Source organism: Leifsonia sp. 22587 (assembly GCF_052044215.1).
Classification (GTDB): domain Bacteria; phylum Actinomycetota; class Actinomycetes; order Actinomycetales; family Microbacteriaceae; genus Leifsonia; species Leifsonia shinshuensis_C.
Genome location: NZ_JBQENB010000002.1, coordinates 556,681 through 571,200, shown reverse-complemented (window position 1 = coordinate 571,200; position 14,520 = coordinate 556,681). Strand labels below are relative to the sequence as shown.

The window sequence follows — 14,520 nt, the reverse complement described above, 5'->3', positions numbered from 1 at the left end:
GGACGATCGCGACAGCTTCGGTTACGGTTTGCGTCGCGGCGTGAAACACGGCGTCACGGTGGCTTGTCCGATCGCGCCGTGCCCGTGCAGGGTGGCGCGATGTCCTCCGCTGCCTCCTCCCCGCGCCGTGCCTCGGTGGTGGTCGTCGGCGCCGGTCCGCGGGCCGCCGGCTGGCTGGAGCGCTTCGCCGCGGCGCGGTCCGTCGCCCCCGACCGGGTCCCGGTCGTGGTGCACCTCGTCGACCCGTACCCGCCGGGCCCGGGCCGCATCTGGCGACGCGAGCAGTCCGCTCTGCTGAAGCTCAACTCGATGGCCGAGGACGTCACCATGTTCACCGACGCCTCCTGCGCGATCGACGGACCGGTCGTCGCCGGGCCGTCGCTGCTGGAGTGGGCGGAGGGCGTCCGCGACGGGCGCGTGCCGGATGCCGAACCCGCCCACCCGGAGGTGGCGGCCGAGCTCCGCAGGCTGTCGCGCGGAGACTTCCCGACCCGCCGGCTGCAGAGCCACTACCTGGACTGGTTCCTGCGCCGCACCATCGCATCCCTCGACGAGGATGCGGTGGTCGCCGCACACGCGTCGGAGGTCGTCGCGGTCGAGTCCGGCGTCGATGCCGAGCGCGTCCGCCTCGCCGACGGCACGGTGCTGCGGGCGGACTCCGTCGTGTACGCCCTCGGCCACACCGGCAGCGAACCCTCCGGCGAGTCGGCGGCGCTCGCCGCCTTCGCGGAGCGCCACGGCCTCCACTACCAGCCGCCCGCCTTCACGGCCGACGCCGACCTCTCGGCCCTGCGCCCCGGCCGTCTCGTCGCCGTCCGTGGGATGGGACTCGCCGCCGTCGACCTCGTCGTGCTCCTCACGGAGGGACGCGGCGGCCGCTTCGAGCGGGATTCCGGCGGCCTGCGCTACCGCCCGAGCGGGCGCGAGCCGCGCATCCTGATCGGCTCGCGGCGCGGGGTGCCGTACCGCTCGAAGATCTCCTCGGCGCTCGTCGGCGAGCAGCCGGCGCTGCGGTACCTGACGCCCCAGGTGCTGGCCGCCCTCACCCGCGAGCGCGGCACGCTGGACTTCCGGCGCGACGTGTTCCCGCTCGTGGAGCGGGAACTCCTCCACGGCTACTACCGCGAGCTGTTCACCGGCCATCCCGAGCGCACCCGGCTGCCCTGGGAGCGTTTCCGCGACCGCCTCGACACCGTGGACCTGCGGTCCGCCGTGTACGACGAGCTGGTGAGCTCCGCGCTTCCCGACCCGCGCGATCACCTCCACCTCGACGCCTTCGACCGGCCGCTCGACGGGCTGCGCTTCGCCGATCGCGCCGAGCTGCAGGACGCGTTGCGGGCCCACCTGCGCGACGACCTGCACCGCCGGACCGCCCCGGAGCACTCGGAGACCCTCGGGCTGTTCCTGGCCCTGCTGCACACCATGTTCGCGCTCGCGCCGATCGGCGCCTCCGCCGCCTGGACGGAGGAGTCGCGCACCCGCGACCTGCACGGCTGGTGGCCCGCGTACTTCAGTTACGTCGCCTCCGGGCCGCCCGGTCACCGCCTCGAGGAGCTGCTCGCGCTCTCCGAGGCCGGCATCGTCGAGTTCGCCGGCGCGCGCTTCGACGTGCACGCCGACGAGGACGCCGGAACGTTCCGCGTCTCCAGCGCGTCGGTCGACGGCTCCCGCCCCGTCGATGCTCTGGTCGACGCGTGGCTCCCTGCGACCGATGCGCAGCGTTCCGACAACCCGGCGCTGCGCGACCTCGCCCGCTCGGGCGACGGCGGTTTCCGGCACGGGATGCTGCGCGTCTCGCCCGCGGACGCGCGGGTCCTCGACGGCTCAGGCCGACCGCATCCGCGCCGCTGGGCGATCGGCCCGTTCACCGACGCGCCGTTCGCCGGTGCGTTCGCCCGGCCGGGAACCAACGCCCTCTCGTTCCGCGAGAACGACCGGGTCGCGCAGTCGGTGCTGGCCGAACTCTCCCTCGTCCGGGATGCGCGCCGGCTTTCTGAGGCATTGCCAACAATGTCCTGAAGGGATACCGTGAATGGCGCTCAAATGCAGCGGCCCAGCGGCCAGACGGCCAGCCGTCGCAGATCAGCATCGATGAAGGAGACCACAGTGACCGACCCCAACCAGCCCCCGAGCTACCCCGCCTCGTCGTCGCCCGCCCCGGGTGCCGGCGCGCCGGTGGCACCCCCGCAGCAGGTGAACATCGCGTTCTGGCTGTACATCGTGGGCGCCGCGCTCAGCCTCCTGTCGCTGATCGTCTCGCTGGTGACGATCGGTGCGTCGCGTGACGCGATCCAGCGCCAGATCGAGTCGCAGGGTCAGCAGGTCCCCAACGGCGCTGTGGATGCGGCCGTCGGCATAGGCATCACCTTCGCGATCGTCTTCGGCATCCTGTACATCGCCGCCTACGTGCTGTTCGCGGTGTTCATGCGCCGCGGCGCCAACTGGGCGCGCATCGTGCTCCTGGTGGTCACAGTCCTGTCGCTCTTCGGCATCCTCGACGGGTTCGGCCTGGGTGCCGCCCGCGTGGTGGTCGGCGTCATCGCGACCGTGCTGATCTTCCTGAAGCCGGCGAACGAGTACTTCGCCGCGGTCAAGGCCAGCAAGGCGCCGCGGGCGTAACCAGCGACGACAAGGGCCGGACGGTTCGGGGACTCCCGACCCTCCGGCCCTTGTCTCTGCCCGGCGGGGGTGACGGGCCTGCGGGCCCCGTGCTACGCTGCCCCGGTCCGTGCAGCAGATCGAGGAGGTGATACCCATGAACGCTATGACGTGGGTGCTCCTCTCTGGGGACACGGTCGGGCGATAGGTCGTCCGGGGGCGCCCTTCCGGCACTCCCGAAAGGCACGACCATGACCTTCGACTTCACTTCTGAAACGCGCTCCGGCGCCGGCGTCGTCGAGCGCCGATTCACCCTCGACGGAATCCCGGGCATCCTCTGGACGCCCACCTCCGCTACACCGTCCGCTCCCGCTCCGCTGATCCTGCTCGGGCATCCCGGCGGCATCGACGGGATGTATCCGCGGCTCCTCGGCCGGGCGCAGCGCGCGGCGGCCGACGGCTTCGCCGCGCTCGCCATCGAGCTGCCGGGAAGCGGCGACCGGCCGCCGTCGGCGGGACTGGACCAGGCGCGCTCCGACCTGCGACGGACGCTCGCCGCCGGCGACCCGGTCCCACCGGAGCTCGTCGACCGGCTGGTCCTGCCGCTGGTCGACGCGGCGGTGCCCGAGTGGCAGGCGGCGATGGATGCGGCGCTCGCGCTCCCCGGGATCGGTGGGCCGGTCGGGTACTCCGGCGGCTTCATCTCGGTCGGGGTGCGGCTCGCGGTGACCGAGCCGCGGATCGTCGCGGCCGGTCTCTTCGCCGGCAGCTACGTCCCGGCGACGATCCTCGAGGAGGCGCGGAGGGTGACCATCCCGGTGCACGTCCTGCTGCAGTGGGACGACGAGGGCAACGACCGGCAGGCCGCGCTCGACCTCTTCGACGCGTTCGGCTCGTCGGAGAAGACGCTGCAGGCGAACCTCGGCGGCCATCGCGGCGTCCCCGCGTTCGCCGGCGAGGACGCCGCCCGCTTCTTCGCCCGGCACCTGCGGTGACGCGATCGGGCCACCCGTCGGAGGGCGGGTGGCCCGATCTCAGCTGCCCAGCGCGTGTACTCGCTGGGTGGCCCGGACGGCGTGAGCCAGACCTCGGGTCGTCACCGCCCAACGGAGGGCGTCGTACCCCTCGGCTAAGCGGTCACTGTTCTCGGGGGACATCGGACCGGCGAGCCGGGACTTGTGCACGAGCCCGGGCGCCGTGGTGGCGTAAGCCCGCCGGAGCGCTTGATTCGGGCACGCGTCCACGAACACCTGCCAGAGTTCGGCGGAGGATGTGTCGTGTTCGGGGAGGTCGCCATCTGCGGCGGCCGACCGTGCTCGGTCTACGAGGTCGACGATCGCGGCCTCCGCGACCGGCGACAACTCCGGAAGTGTGCACTCGATCGCACCGGCGCGCAGGAGACCGAGCGTGTACAGGTGCTCGTCGATCCGGTCCGAGTCGACAACGGCGACGCGCGCGGCGTGCTGGCCCACCTCCAGGAGGCCTTCCATCTCCAGGGCCACCATGGCCGGGTGGACCGGCGTCACCGGGACACCCAGCCAGCTCGCCACCTCCGCTACGGCCACTTCCTCGCCCGGTTGAAGCGTCCCGTCCAGGATCCCTTCCCGCAACCGGTCACGGATGAAGTCTCGTGCTCGCACATGGAACTCTCCACGATCGACGGTCATCGGCCCGTTCCTCCGCAACGTATCGGTGCTGGTATGTCAGCACGAACGCTACTCAATCGCGCGTAATGCATGCGAATTGCGGACAGGTGGCCCGTTCGCGTCACGTACGGTGCGCCTCTTGCGTCTTCCTACGTAGGAACTCTCCGCCCAACTCCTTCGCACGAACGAAAGTGATCCATGCTCGACGAACCCACCACCTCACCGATGCCCGGCACCCCGGCGGCATCCGCGGCACCGGCCTCTGAACCCGCATACCCGGCAGCGCCTCCGAAGTGGAACGTGCTCGCGATCGTGGCCTTCATCCTGTCCTTCATCGGCGGCCTGCTCGGCATCATCCTCGGCGTCGTGTCGCTGCAGAAGGTCTCCCGCACGGGCGAGCGCGGCCGTGGCCTGGCGATCAGCGCCATCGTCATAGGCGCCGTGAACATCGTGGTCGGCATCATCACCTGGGGGCTCGTCGCCGCTCTGGTCGCGGCCGCCCACACCTCCGCCGGGTCGACGCTCGAGCGATCGCTTCCCTCGGCGCTGACGACAAGTGCGCAGTGCCAGGTCCTCGCCGACGCCGTCACCGAGTCCCGCACCGCCCTGAGCGACCTGTCGACGCTCGCGGCGGATCCGCCCAAGGCGGTCTCCGCGCTCCGCGAGTTCTCGGAGGAGTGGAAGACCGCTGCCGCGACCGTGACCGACGCCGACGTGCGCGCATCGGCGACCGCGGCCTCCCGCAGCCTGGATGCGCTGATCGCCTAGGTCGCTCCGGTCGCCGAAGACCCGGCCGCCGTGGTGAACCTCCACGAGAAGGAACTCCGCCGCCTGAGCAGCGAGCTGGGCAGCGCCTTCAACGCCGTCGACGCGAGCTGCGGCTGACCCCAGCAGTTCGCTGCCCAAACGACGACGTCGCCGCTTCCGCATTCCGCGAGAACCGGCGACGTCGTCTTTCCCGCTACGACTGCAGCCACTTCAGCAGGTCGGCGTTGATCGTGTCGGCCTGCGTGGTCGGCATGCCGTGCGGGAAGCCGGGGTACGACTTGAGCGTCCCGTTCTGCACGAGCTTCGCCGACAGGGGGCCGGAATCGGCGTAGGGGACGATCTGGTCGTCCTCGCCGTGCATGACGAGCACAGGCACCGAGATCTTCTTCAGGTCCTCGGTGAAGTCGGTCTGCGAGAAGGCGACGATCCCGTCGTAGTGCGCCTTCGCGCCGCCCATCATCCCCTGCCGCCACCAGTTCTCGATGATGGCCTCGGACGACTCGACTCCCGGCCGGTTGAACCCGTAGAACGGGCCCGACGGCAGGGCGCGGTAGAACTCGGACCGGTTCTTGGCGAGCTGCGCCTGCAGGTCGTCGAACACGCTCTTCGGCAGACCACCAGGGTTGTTCTCCGTCTGCACCATGATGGGCGGCACGGCGCTGATCAGCACCGCCCGGGCCACCCGGTCCTCGCCGTAGGTCGCGATGTAGTGCGCGACCTCGCCGCCTCCGGTGGAGTGGCCGACGTGGATGGCGTCGTGCAGGTCGAGCGCCTCCACCACCGCGCGGAGGTCGGCGGCGTAGTGGTCCATGTCGTGACCGTCGCCGCTCTGAGTGGAACGGCCGTGGCCGCGCCGGTCGTGGGCGACCACACGGTAGCCGTGCTGCAGGAAGAACAGCAGCTGCGTGTCCCAGTCGTCGGCCGACAGCGGCCAGCCGTGACTGAAGACGATCGGTTGACCCGTTCCCCAGTCCTTGTAGAAGATCTCGATTCCGTCGGATGTGGTGACAGTGCCCATAGTTCCCTCCAGGAATGGCGAAGCGATGCTGTGGGGGATGGTGCTGCGGAACAGGTCGGCGCACGTCCAACCTAACCGTCGCCACCGGTCGAGGACCAGGGTCGTCTCAGCCGCGATCAGTCGGCGGCGGCCACCGGCAGGAACACGCGCATGGTGCTCGGACCGCGGTTGGCCCAGCGGTGGTACGGGATGAGCCGGGCCGTCGCCGTCGTGACCGTCTCGTCGCTCTCCGCGTCACCGTACGGCCAGGGCGCGTCCCGGGGCTCGGCGATCGCGATCGCGACGGTCGCGCCGTCCGGAAGGTAGCCGAGCGGCACGCCGGCGTCGAGCGCGATCCGGCTCACGTCGACGCCGGAGGGGAGGTCCGTCGACTCGGCGCACAGCACGAGCGGTCCGCGCTCGACGGCCACGGTTCCGCGCAGCGCGTCGATCCGCGCGTCCGGGTACGTAAGCCGCGGCTCTATCGGCAGGTCGAGGTGGATGCGGTCGCCGCTCACGAAGTGCGCCCGGGCGCGCGCGTAGCCGTCCACGACGGGCAGCTCCTCGCCCCGGAAGCGCGCGACCGCACCGGCGGCCCAGCCCGGGATGCGCACCCGCACCTCGACCTCGCCCTCCGACTCCGCGTCGATTTCGATCGAGCCCGCGTACGGATAACCGCCGGTCCGGACGGCCAGCCGGACCGCGCCGGTCCCCACGGTCGTCTCCACTTCCGCATCCGCCAGCAGATGGAGCTGCACGCCGTCGTCCGTCGCGGTGGCGACGTACGACGAGACGCTCGCGAGGGTCCGTGCCACGTTCGTCGGGCAGCACGAGACCTCGAACCACGGCGCCCGCATGCTCGACTCTGCGCGCTCGCTGACCTCGTCCTCGTCGGGCTCGCTGCCGGCAACGCGCTGGTGCAGGGTGTTCGCGTAGTAGAAGGCGCGACCGTCCTCGCGCGGCGAGACGAGCACCGCGTTCAGCAGTGTGCGCTCGATGAGGTCGGCGTAGCGGGCGTCACCGGTCTGCAGGAGCAGGCGCCAGCTGAACATGACGGATCCGATGGCCGCGCAGGTCTCCGCGTACGCCCGGTCGGCGGGCAGCTCGAAGTCGCTCCCGAACTCCTCGTTCTGGTGGTGCGAGCCGATGCCGCCGGTGACGTACGTGCGGTGGGCGACCGTGTTGTCCCACTGGCGCCGCAGGGCGTCGAGGAGTTCCGCGTCGCCGGACTCGGTGGCGACGTCGACGGCGCCGGCGGACAGGTACATCGCCCGCACCGCGTGGCCGCGGAGCACGTCCGCGCGGCGGACGGGCACATCGTCCAGGAAGTACTCGCTGCCCTGGAACAGCGTCGTCTTCAGCGTCCGGCGTCCCCGCCTCTCCACGAGCAGCCGCGCGAGCTCGACGTACCGCGGCTCGCGGAGCGCGCGGCCGAGCTCGACCAGAGCCGTCTCGATCTCGGGATGCCCGCAGATCGCGTCCCGGCCCTCCGGACCGAATTCCGTGTAGACGTGGTCGGCGAGCCGGCGGGCGACCGCCACCAGGGCGTCATCGTGACCGGTGCGGTAGCGGGCGACCGCCGCCTGGAAGAGGTGGCCGAAGCAGTACAGCTCGTGCCCCCACTCCAGGTCCGAGTAGCGCGGGCGCTGGCCGGGGCGGCCGAAAGAGGTGTGCAGGTAGCCGTCCGGCTCCTGGGCGGCCGCGACCCGCTCGACGAGCTCCCGGTAGACGGGCTCGAGCGGACCGTCCGGCGTCCGGCCCAGCTCCCACGCCATCGCTTCGAGCAGCTTGTAGACCTCCGAGTCGACGAACTCGATGCCGTCGTGGTGCTCGGCGACGGTTCCGTCCGCAGCGCGGTCGAAGTTGCCCACCCAGCCGATCCGCTCCATCCAGGTCAGGCAGTGGCCGATGATCGACGCGGCGTTGAGCTCCTGCTTCTCGCCCCAGAAGCCGCCGGCGATGCGGACCTCCGAGGGGCCGAGCGGACGCAGGAGGGACGAGCTGGGGTTCACGGGACCGCCGAGGCGCGTGCGGTCGAGGGTGTCGGTCATTCTGCTCCAGCCAGGATCGCGTATTCCGCGCGGGCCAGCGCGTCGGAACGGAGGGTGAGGTAGGCGCTCGCCGTCCAGCTGTAGGCGCGGTCGCGCAAGCCGGCGCCGGTGCGCGCGTCGAAGTTCTCTGCGAAGCCCGAGGTGTCGCAGAGCGCGGCGAACGAGCGGGCGATGCGGTCCGCCAGCTCGCGGTGACCGGCACGCCGCAGCCCGTCCTCGATGAGCATCGTGGACGGCGCCCAGATGGGTCCGCGCCAGTAGCCGTCGCCCTCGTAGAGCGGCGAGTCGACCGGCTCGGTGGCGGGACCCCACTCGGTGAGGTGCCGGGCGATGGATGCGGCCAGCCGGTCGGCGACGTCCTCCGGCAGCTGCTCGCCGAGCAGGATCGGGAGGGTGTTGAGCAGGCTGGTCGCGGGGGCCGGATCTCCGGTCGCCACGGAGCGCGCGATGAAGCCCGAGCCGGTCCAGAGCTCACGGAACAGGGCGGTGCGCACCTCGCTCTCGGCCTCGATCCACTCCGACGCGGGTAGCCCGAGCTCCTCGGACAACTGTGCGAGCACCCCCAGCTGCAGCACGAGGAAGGCCGCCAGGTCGGGCGATTCGATCACGCCGCCGTGGTCGAAGGTGGTCGAGTTGTCCCAGCCGCTGTCGTTCCCGTGCTGGTAATAGGGGAGCGCGTGGCCCGGCGCACGGCGCTGGCGCAGCCAGAAGCGGGTCCACGCGGCGAGGCCGGCGTGCACCTCCTCGAGTTGCGCCCGCTCGAAGGGTCGCGGCGCCCGTGCGCGCAGCTGCGCGAAAGCCCAGCCGTGGATGGGCGGCTTGACGAAGTTGTAGAGCACCTCGGAGTGCGTGATCGAGTCGGGCAGCGCGCCGGTGGCGTCCCGGTGGTCGAAGGGGAGCAGGAACTGGTCGAGCGCCGCCTGCGGGTCGCCGGCGGCCAGGGCGATCGCGTTGAAGCAGTGGTCCCAGCTCCAGACCTTGTCCATCCAGTGCTTGGACATCAGCACCGCCTCCCGCGTCACGAAGCCCGCCGGGGAGACCGTGGCGGACCACATCACGTAGCACGCCTTCACGTCCACGCTGAAGGGCGTGCCGGTGAGGAGGCGCTCGCTGTACGCGCGGAACTCCGTCCGGCGCGCCTCGACGACGGCGTCGAAGGAGGCGACCGATGCGACCGCGGGAGCGCTCGTCTCGAGCTCCTCGACGAGCACCTCCCAGTCGTCGTCCGAGCCGAAGGCGACGGCGCGGGACGTCACGCCGACGCGTTCGGCGCCGACCACCTCCGGCTCACCGCGGAGCACCGTGAAGCGGTACCGGCGACCGGACTCGTAGCTGGTGAGGGTCGGGGAGCCGTCCAGCGGATCCGCGAACAGATAGGCGCCGGTGAACGGCGTCAGCTCGTCGGGCGCGACGAAGGCGAGGCCCAGGCCGCGGCCGCGGAACCGGATGCCGGCGTCGTCGAACGCCGCCTCGACCGAACCGCCGTCGGCGCTCCAGGTGAGGACGCCCGGCGTCGCCCGGACGTCCGTGGCGGCGGGACGTCCATCCCTCCGGGGCTCCAGCCGGAGCACCGCGTGCATCCCGCCGGTGTGCGTCACCAGGTGGAGGTCGTCCGCGACGGTGTGCAGGGCGACGACGCGCGACAGGTCCAGCCACGCGCCGCGGCGCGAGAACGGGATCTCCGCGATGTCGAACGAGAAGTCGTCGAAGGCGCTCATCCTCAGTCCTTCACCGCCCCGGCGGTCACGCCCGCAGCGACGTACTTCTGCGCGATGACGAGAAGCACAGCCGCCGGGATGGACGCCACCACGGCGGTCGCCATGATCGCGTTCCACTCCTGGTTGTTGTTGCCGATGTACTTGTAGATGCCGAGGGTGATCGTCTGCAACGCACCGCCGCTGTTCAGCGTCGACGAGAAGATGAAGTCGGACCAGGCCCAGAGGAACGCGAACAGCGAGACCGTCACGATGGAGTTGCGGCTCACCGGCAGCACGATCGAGCGGAACGTGCGCCACGTTCCGGCGCCGTCGATCTTCGCCGCGCTCATCAGCTCGTCGGGGATGCCGGCCATGAAGGCCGAGAAGATCAGCACGCCGAACGGCACCGCGATGGTGGAGTCCGCGATGATCAGGCCCCACAGCGTGTTCAGGATGCCGAGGTTCAGATAGATCGCGTAGAACCCCATCGCCATGATGATCCCGGGGATCATCTGCGCGATCAGCAGCACGAAGTTGAGCGCACCCCGGCCGCGCGGCCGCAGCTTGGCGAGCGAGTACGCGGCCGGGGCCGCCAGCGCGACAGTCAGGATCACGGTGCCGAGCCCGATCAGCAGGCTCGTGCCGAGGTACGGCAGCTGCTGGCTGATCACGGCCTGGTAGCCCTCGAACGTGGCGTGGATCGGGAACAGGTTCGGCGGGCTCTTGCGCATCTCGGTCGTGGGGGTGAGCGAGACGTTGATCATCCAGTAGACCGGGAACAGCATCACGAGGGTGAGCACGACGCCCACGACGGTCTTCCACCAGGGTCGCCGGCCGTTCATGCGATGTCCTGCTTTCGCTGCGTGCGGATGTAGATGATCCCGAAGACCAGGGCGATGATGATCAGCACGTTGCCGACCGCCGCCGCCGGGCTGAAGTCCGGGAGCGTGGACGCAAAGCCGAGCTGGTACGACCAGGTCGCGAGCGTCGTGGACGACGTGCCGGGGCCGCCGCGCGTCATGATCCAGATGATGTCGAACACCTTCAGCGTGTAGACGAGGCCGAGCAGCAACGTGATCGCGGAGACCGGCCGGAGCAGCGGGAAGGTGACCTTCCAGAACTTCTGCCAGCCGTTCGCGCCGTCGAGCGAGGCCGCCTCGTAGAGGTCCGACGGGATGTTCTGCAGCCCCGAGTAGAGGATCACCAGGTTGAACGGGATGCCGATCCAGATGTTGGCGATGGTGACGCTGGTGAGCGCCCAGTCGGGGGAGGTCAGCCAGTTGATGCCCGGGAGGCCGAACGCCTCGAGGGCGGCGTTGACGACGCCCGAGTCGCTGTTCAGCATCCACGACCAGGTGGACGCCGACACGATCAGCGGGAGCAGCCAGGGCACCAGGAACAGAGCTCGCAGCGTGGCCGAGAGCCGGAAGTTCTGGTGGAAGAAGACGGCGAGGGCCATGCCGATCGTGAACTGGAACGCGATCGAGACGACGGTGAACAGCGCCGTGTGCAGGATGGCCGGCCCGAACGTCGGGCTCTGGAACACCTTGACGTAGTTGTCCAGCCCGACGAACGGTGCGCCGCCCTGCACGAAGGACCGGACGGTGTAGTCCCGCACGCTCAGCTCGATGTTGCGGTAGAGCGGGAACGCGTAGAACACGATCAGGTAGATCACCACGGGAGCGAGGAAAGCCCAGGCGGCCCACTGGCCGGACCGTCTCCCGCCCGAGCGCCGGGTGCGCGCCCGCGGCGGGGCGGCCGTGCCGGCCGCCCCGCCTGTGCCCCGCACCGATTCGTGCAGCGCTGTCTGTGTCGTCGTCATGTCTCGGTACTTTCGGGGAGGTGCGTTACTTGGTGGCGGCCTCTGCCGCGCTCTGTGCGGCCTTGAGGGCCGCCTCGGGGGACTGCGAACCGCTGAGAGCGTTCTGCACGGCGCCCCACAGCTGCTGCGAGATCTTCGGGTACTTCGTGCCCAGGTTGTCGCTGGTGCGGCCCTTGGCGGCGGCCACCGCATCCACCCACGGCTTCAGCTCGGGGTTCGCGGCGACCTGCTCCTTCTGGGCGGCCTCGGTCGGCGCGATGTACGAGAGGGTCGTGTCGGTCTTCACGAAGCTCTTCGTGCTCGTGAGGCACTCGGCGATCTTCTTCGAGGTGGCGTACCGGGCGGTGTCCTTCTGGACGGGGAGCGTCATGAACTCGCCGCCCGTCGGAGCGGGGGCCGCGCTGCCGTCGGCCCCGGGGATCGTCAGGATGCCGTAGTCGATGCCGGCCTTCTTGACGTTCCCGAGCTGCCAGGTGCCGTTCTCGCCGAACGCGAAGTCGCCGGTCGCGAACTCCTGCCACGACGTGGTCTGGGTGTTGTTGATCACCGAGTTGGGCGCGTAGCCCTTCTTGACCCAGTCCGTCCAGAGCGTCAGCGCCTGGGTCGCCTTGGCGGAGTCGAGGTGCTTCAGATCCGCACCGGATCCCCAGAACCAGGGCAGGAACTGGAAGCTCCCCTCCTCGGTGCCGATCGCCGAGAAGGTGATGCCCTTCTTGCCCGCGGCGGTGACCTTGGCGAGGGCGTCGGTGAGGCTGCTCCAGTCCTTCACGGTGGAGATGTCGACACCGGCGGCGTTGAGCACGCTCTTGTTGTAGTAGAGCGCCAGGGTGTTCGCGCCGATCGGCACGCCGTACGTCTTCCCGTCGAGCTGCCCGGCGGCCAGGATGTTCTTCTGGATGTCGCCGGTGTCGAGCTTGTTCTCGGACGTGCTGGTGAGGATGCCGGCCTCGGCCAGCGTCGAAACCACGGGGTTGTCGACGAGCAGCAGGTCGGGGGAGCTGCCCTGCTGTCCGGCCAGCAGCGCCTTGTTCGTCAGGTCGCTGGTGTCGTAGCCGGTGCGCTTGACGGTGACGCCGGCCTCCGTGCCGCACTGCTCGACCAGCTTCGTCCAGTCGGCCGAGGCGTCGAACTGCGGGTACGGGTCCCAGAACGTGTAGGTGCCGCCGGCGCTGCTGCCGGAGCCGGAGCCCGAGCCGGAGCCCGAGCAGGCCGCGACGCCGCCGATGACGGCTGCGGCGAGAACCGCCGCGCCCACCAGGCGGGCGCTCTTGTGTGCGATCACAGTATTCCTCCTTGAATCGTGCAGTGCTGATGTGTCGTGTGCGGGGAGCGCCCTGCGGTGTGCGGCGCTGCGTGTGGTCTCGGGTTCATCGGGTGCTCCCGCGGATGGTGAGCTCCGGTGCGATGAACCTCGTCACCGGAGCTCCAGCGAGCTCGGGCGACGTGATCCGGCGCACCAGTTGCCGGACCGCGTTCTGGCCCAGCTGATCGGGCGAGCTCTCCACCGCCGTGTAGGGCAGGGAGAATGCTCGACCGAAGTCTTTGGAGTAGAGGCTGACCACGGACAGGTCAGCGGGCACCCGGGTGCCGCGGGCGGCGAGCACGGAGGGGAGCGCAGCGATCGTGGCGTCGTTGTGGACGATCAGCGCCGTCGCGGTGGGCCGCGCATCCAGGATCGCGTTGACGCTCTGGCCGATCGCCGGCTGCTGCGCCTCACCGAAGTACGGGTGCATCTGGATGCCGTAGCGAGCGGCCCGCTCGAGGGCCGCGTCCCGGAACCGCCAGCCGTACGCGCCGCCGCGCTCGAACACATGCTTGGGAGGCGACACCACGATGATCTCGCGGTGGCCGAGCCCGTACAGGTGGTCGACGAGGATGCGCGCCGACTCCCCGAAGTCGAGGTCGAAGACGTCGAGGCCCTCGGTGCGCTTGGGTAGGCCGACCAGGGCTCCCGGCTGCGAGGCGGCACGGAGCGTGTCGAGGCGCGGGTCGTCGTGGACGACGTCGAGCAGGACGACGCCGTCGACCATCCCGGCGCTCGTCACCCGGCGGAGTGCGGCCGTGGCGTCGATCTCGGTGACCAGCAGGATGTCGTAGCCGAACTCGCGGGCGGTGTCCGACACCGGGAGCACGTACTGGAGCATCGCGGGGGCGAACTCGTCCTGGTGGAACTGCGTGAGCAGCCCGATCACCATGGTCTGCGACGTGGCGAGGGCGCGGGCGCCCGCGTTGGCGGTGAATCCGAGCGCCGAGATCGCTTCGTCGATGCGTGCCCGAGTGGACGGCGAGATGGACCGCTTGCCCGACAGCGCGTACGAGACGGTGCTCGGGGAGACGCCCGCGTGGCGGGCGACGTCTGTGATCGTGATCGCCACGGGCACCTCCTCAGGCCGTCATCGTCGAACCGGTTCGATCACTGTAGCGCCCTGTAGCGCCCGCCACAAGTCGAAGCGGTTCGATGATGGGATGGTGCCCGTCTTACGCGCTGCCCGCGGTGGCGGTGCCACGATTTGGCACAAATCGCGGTAATGCCGGCGCTAAAACCGCGATTTGGCACAAATCTCGCGACAAAGGCGTGCGAATGTCGTGGAGGCGGGGGTCGGTGCGACATTCGTGACGAATGTCGCGTCAGCGCCTACGTCACGCGACTTTCGTGACGAATGTCGCGTCCGCGGCCACGTGAGGCGACATTCGTGCCGAATGTCGCCTCCACGCCTGCATGACGCGACATTCGTCACGAATGTCGCCTGAGCGCGCGGCTGAGCGGACCTTCGTGGCAAATGTCGCTGCAACGGAGGGCGTCGGTGCGGCTCGCCATGGGGACATTCGTGACGAAAGCCGCCTCCGCGCCTGCATAACGCGACGTTCGTGACGAATGTCCCGGGGGGCGCGGGCGACGATTCGTGCCGAATCGCGGCCATCGACGCCGCACAGTCGCGAT

The 14,520-nt window shown here is 70.2% G+C and carries 12 protein-coding genes; 4 read left to right on the top strand and 8 right to left on the bottom strand.

Features of this window, described 5'->3' with window-relative positions; all coding sequences use genetic code 11:
- Positions 1 to 99 precede the first annotated feature (99 nt).
- From ACTJI1_RS10665 to ACTJI1_RS10655, 3 genes are all read left to right on the top strand, one after another.
- Positions 100 to 2,019 (top strand): FAD/NAD(P)-binding protein, encoded by a 1,920-nt coding sequence (locus ACTJI1_RS10665; protein ID WP_440742590.1) that lies wholly within the window; start codon positions 100 to 102, stop codon positions 2,017 to 2,019.
- 87 nt (positions 2,020 to 2,106) lie between these two features.
- Complete coding sequence (locus ACTJI1_RS10660) at positions 2,107 to 2,619, top strand: hypothetical protein (protein ID WP_310133995.1); 513 nt, start codon at positions 2,107 to 2,109, stop codon at positions 2,617 to 2,619.
- Positions 2,620 to 2,849: 230 nt separating this feature from the next.
- Positions 2,850 to 3,593, top strand: coding sequence for an alpha/beta hydrolase (locus ACTJI1_RS10655; protein ID WP_440742589.1), 744 nt, complete (start codon positions 2,850 to 2,852; stop codon positions 3,591 to 3,593).
- 39 nt (positions 3,594 to 3,632) lie between these two features.
- Here the strand turns inward: ACTJI1_RS10655 and ACTJI1_RS10650 are convergent, their stop codons facing one another.
- Positions 3,633 to 4,265 carry a GntR family transcriptional regulator gene (locus ACTJI1_RS10650; protein ID WP_440742588.1) on the bottom strand — a complete coding sequence of 211 codons (633 nt, stop codon included), beginning with the start codon at positions 4,263 to 4,265 and terminating at the stop codon, positions 3,633 to 3,635.
- A gap of 177 nt (positions 4,266 to 4,442) precedes the next feature.
- On the opposite strand from ACTJI1_RS10650, the gene ACTJI1_RS10645 reads away from it, so the two are divergent.
- Positions 4,443 to 5,012 (top strand): DUF4190 domain-containing protein, encoded by a 570-nt coding sequence (locus ACTJI1_RS10645; protein ID WP_440742587.1) that lies wholly within the window; start codon positions 4,443 to 4,445, stop codon positions 5,010 to 5,012.
- 193 nt (positions 5,013 to 5,205) lie between these two features.
- Here ACTJI1_RS10645 and ACTJI1_RS10640 read toward each other — a convergent pair whose 3' ends face one another.
- The 7 genes from ACTJI1_RS10640 to ACTJI1_RS10610 all read right to left on the bottom strand — a co-directional run bounded on the left by ACTJI1_RS10640 (position 5,206) and on the right by ACTJI1_RS10610 (position 13,954).
- Positions 5,206 to 6,030, bottom strand: a complete 825-nt coding sequence (locus tag ACTJI1_RS10640) for an alpha/beta fold hydrolase (protein WP_440742586.1) — start codon at positions 6,028 to 6,030, stop codon at positions 5,206 to 5,208.
- 116 nt (positions 6,031 to 6,146) lie between these two features.
- Positions 6,147 to 8,060 (bottom strand): glycoside hydrolase family 127 protein, encoded by a 1,914-nt coding sequence (locus ACTJI1_RS10635; RefSeq protein ID WP_440742585.1) that lies wholly within the window; start codon positions 8,058 to 8,060, stop codon positions 6,147 to 6,149.
- Positions 8,057 to 9,778 (bottom strand): amylo-alpha-1,6-glucosidase, encoded by a 1,722-nt coding sequence (locus ACTJI1_RS10630; protein ID WP_440742584.1) that lies wholly within the window; start codon positions 9,776 to 9,778, stop codon positions 8,057 to 8,059. Before ACTJI1_RS10630 ends, ACTJI1_RS10635 begins: the two co-directional genes overlap by 4 nt.
- Positions 9,779 to 9,780: 2 nt before the next feature.
- A complete protein-coding gene (locus ACTJI1_RS10625; protein ID WP_310134011.1) occupies positions 9,781 to 10,599 on the bottom strand; it encodes a carbohydrate ABC transporter permease in 819 nt (272 codons plus the stop codon).
- Positions 10,596 to 11,579, bottom strand: a complete 984-nt coding sequence (locus ACTJI1_RS10620; protein ID WP_440742583.1) for a carbohydrate ABC transporter permease — start codon at positions 11,577 to 11,579, stop codon at positions 10,596 to 10,598. Before ACTJI1_RS10620 ends, ACTJI1_RS10625 begins: the two co-directional genes overlap by 4 nt.
- 25 nt (positions 11,580 to 11,604) lie before the next feature.
- Positions 11,605 to 12,861: a sugar ABC transporter substrate-binding protein gene (locus tag ACTJI1_RS10615; RefSeq protein ID WP_310134015.1), complete on the bottom strand. Its 1,257-nt coding sequence runs from the start codon at positions 12,859 to 12,861 to the stop codon at positions 11,605 to 11,607.
- A gap of 85 nt (positions 12,862 to 12,946) precedes the next feature.
- Positions 12,947 to 13,954 carry a LacI family DNA-binding transcriptional regulator gene (locus ACTJI1_RS10610; protein ID WP_310134017.1) on the bottom strand — a complete coding sequence of 336 codons (1,008 nt, stop codon included), beginning with the start codon at positions 13,952 to 13,954 and terminating at the stop codon, positions 12,947 to 12,949.
- Between the last annotated feature and the right edge of the window lie 566 nt (positions 13,955 to 14,520).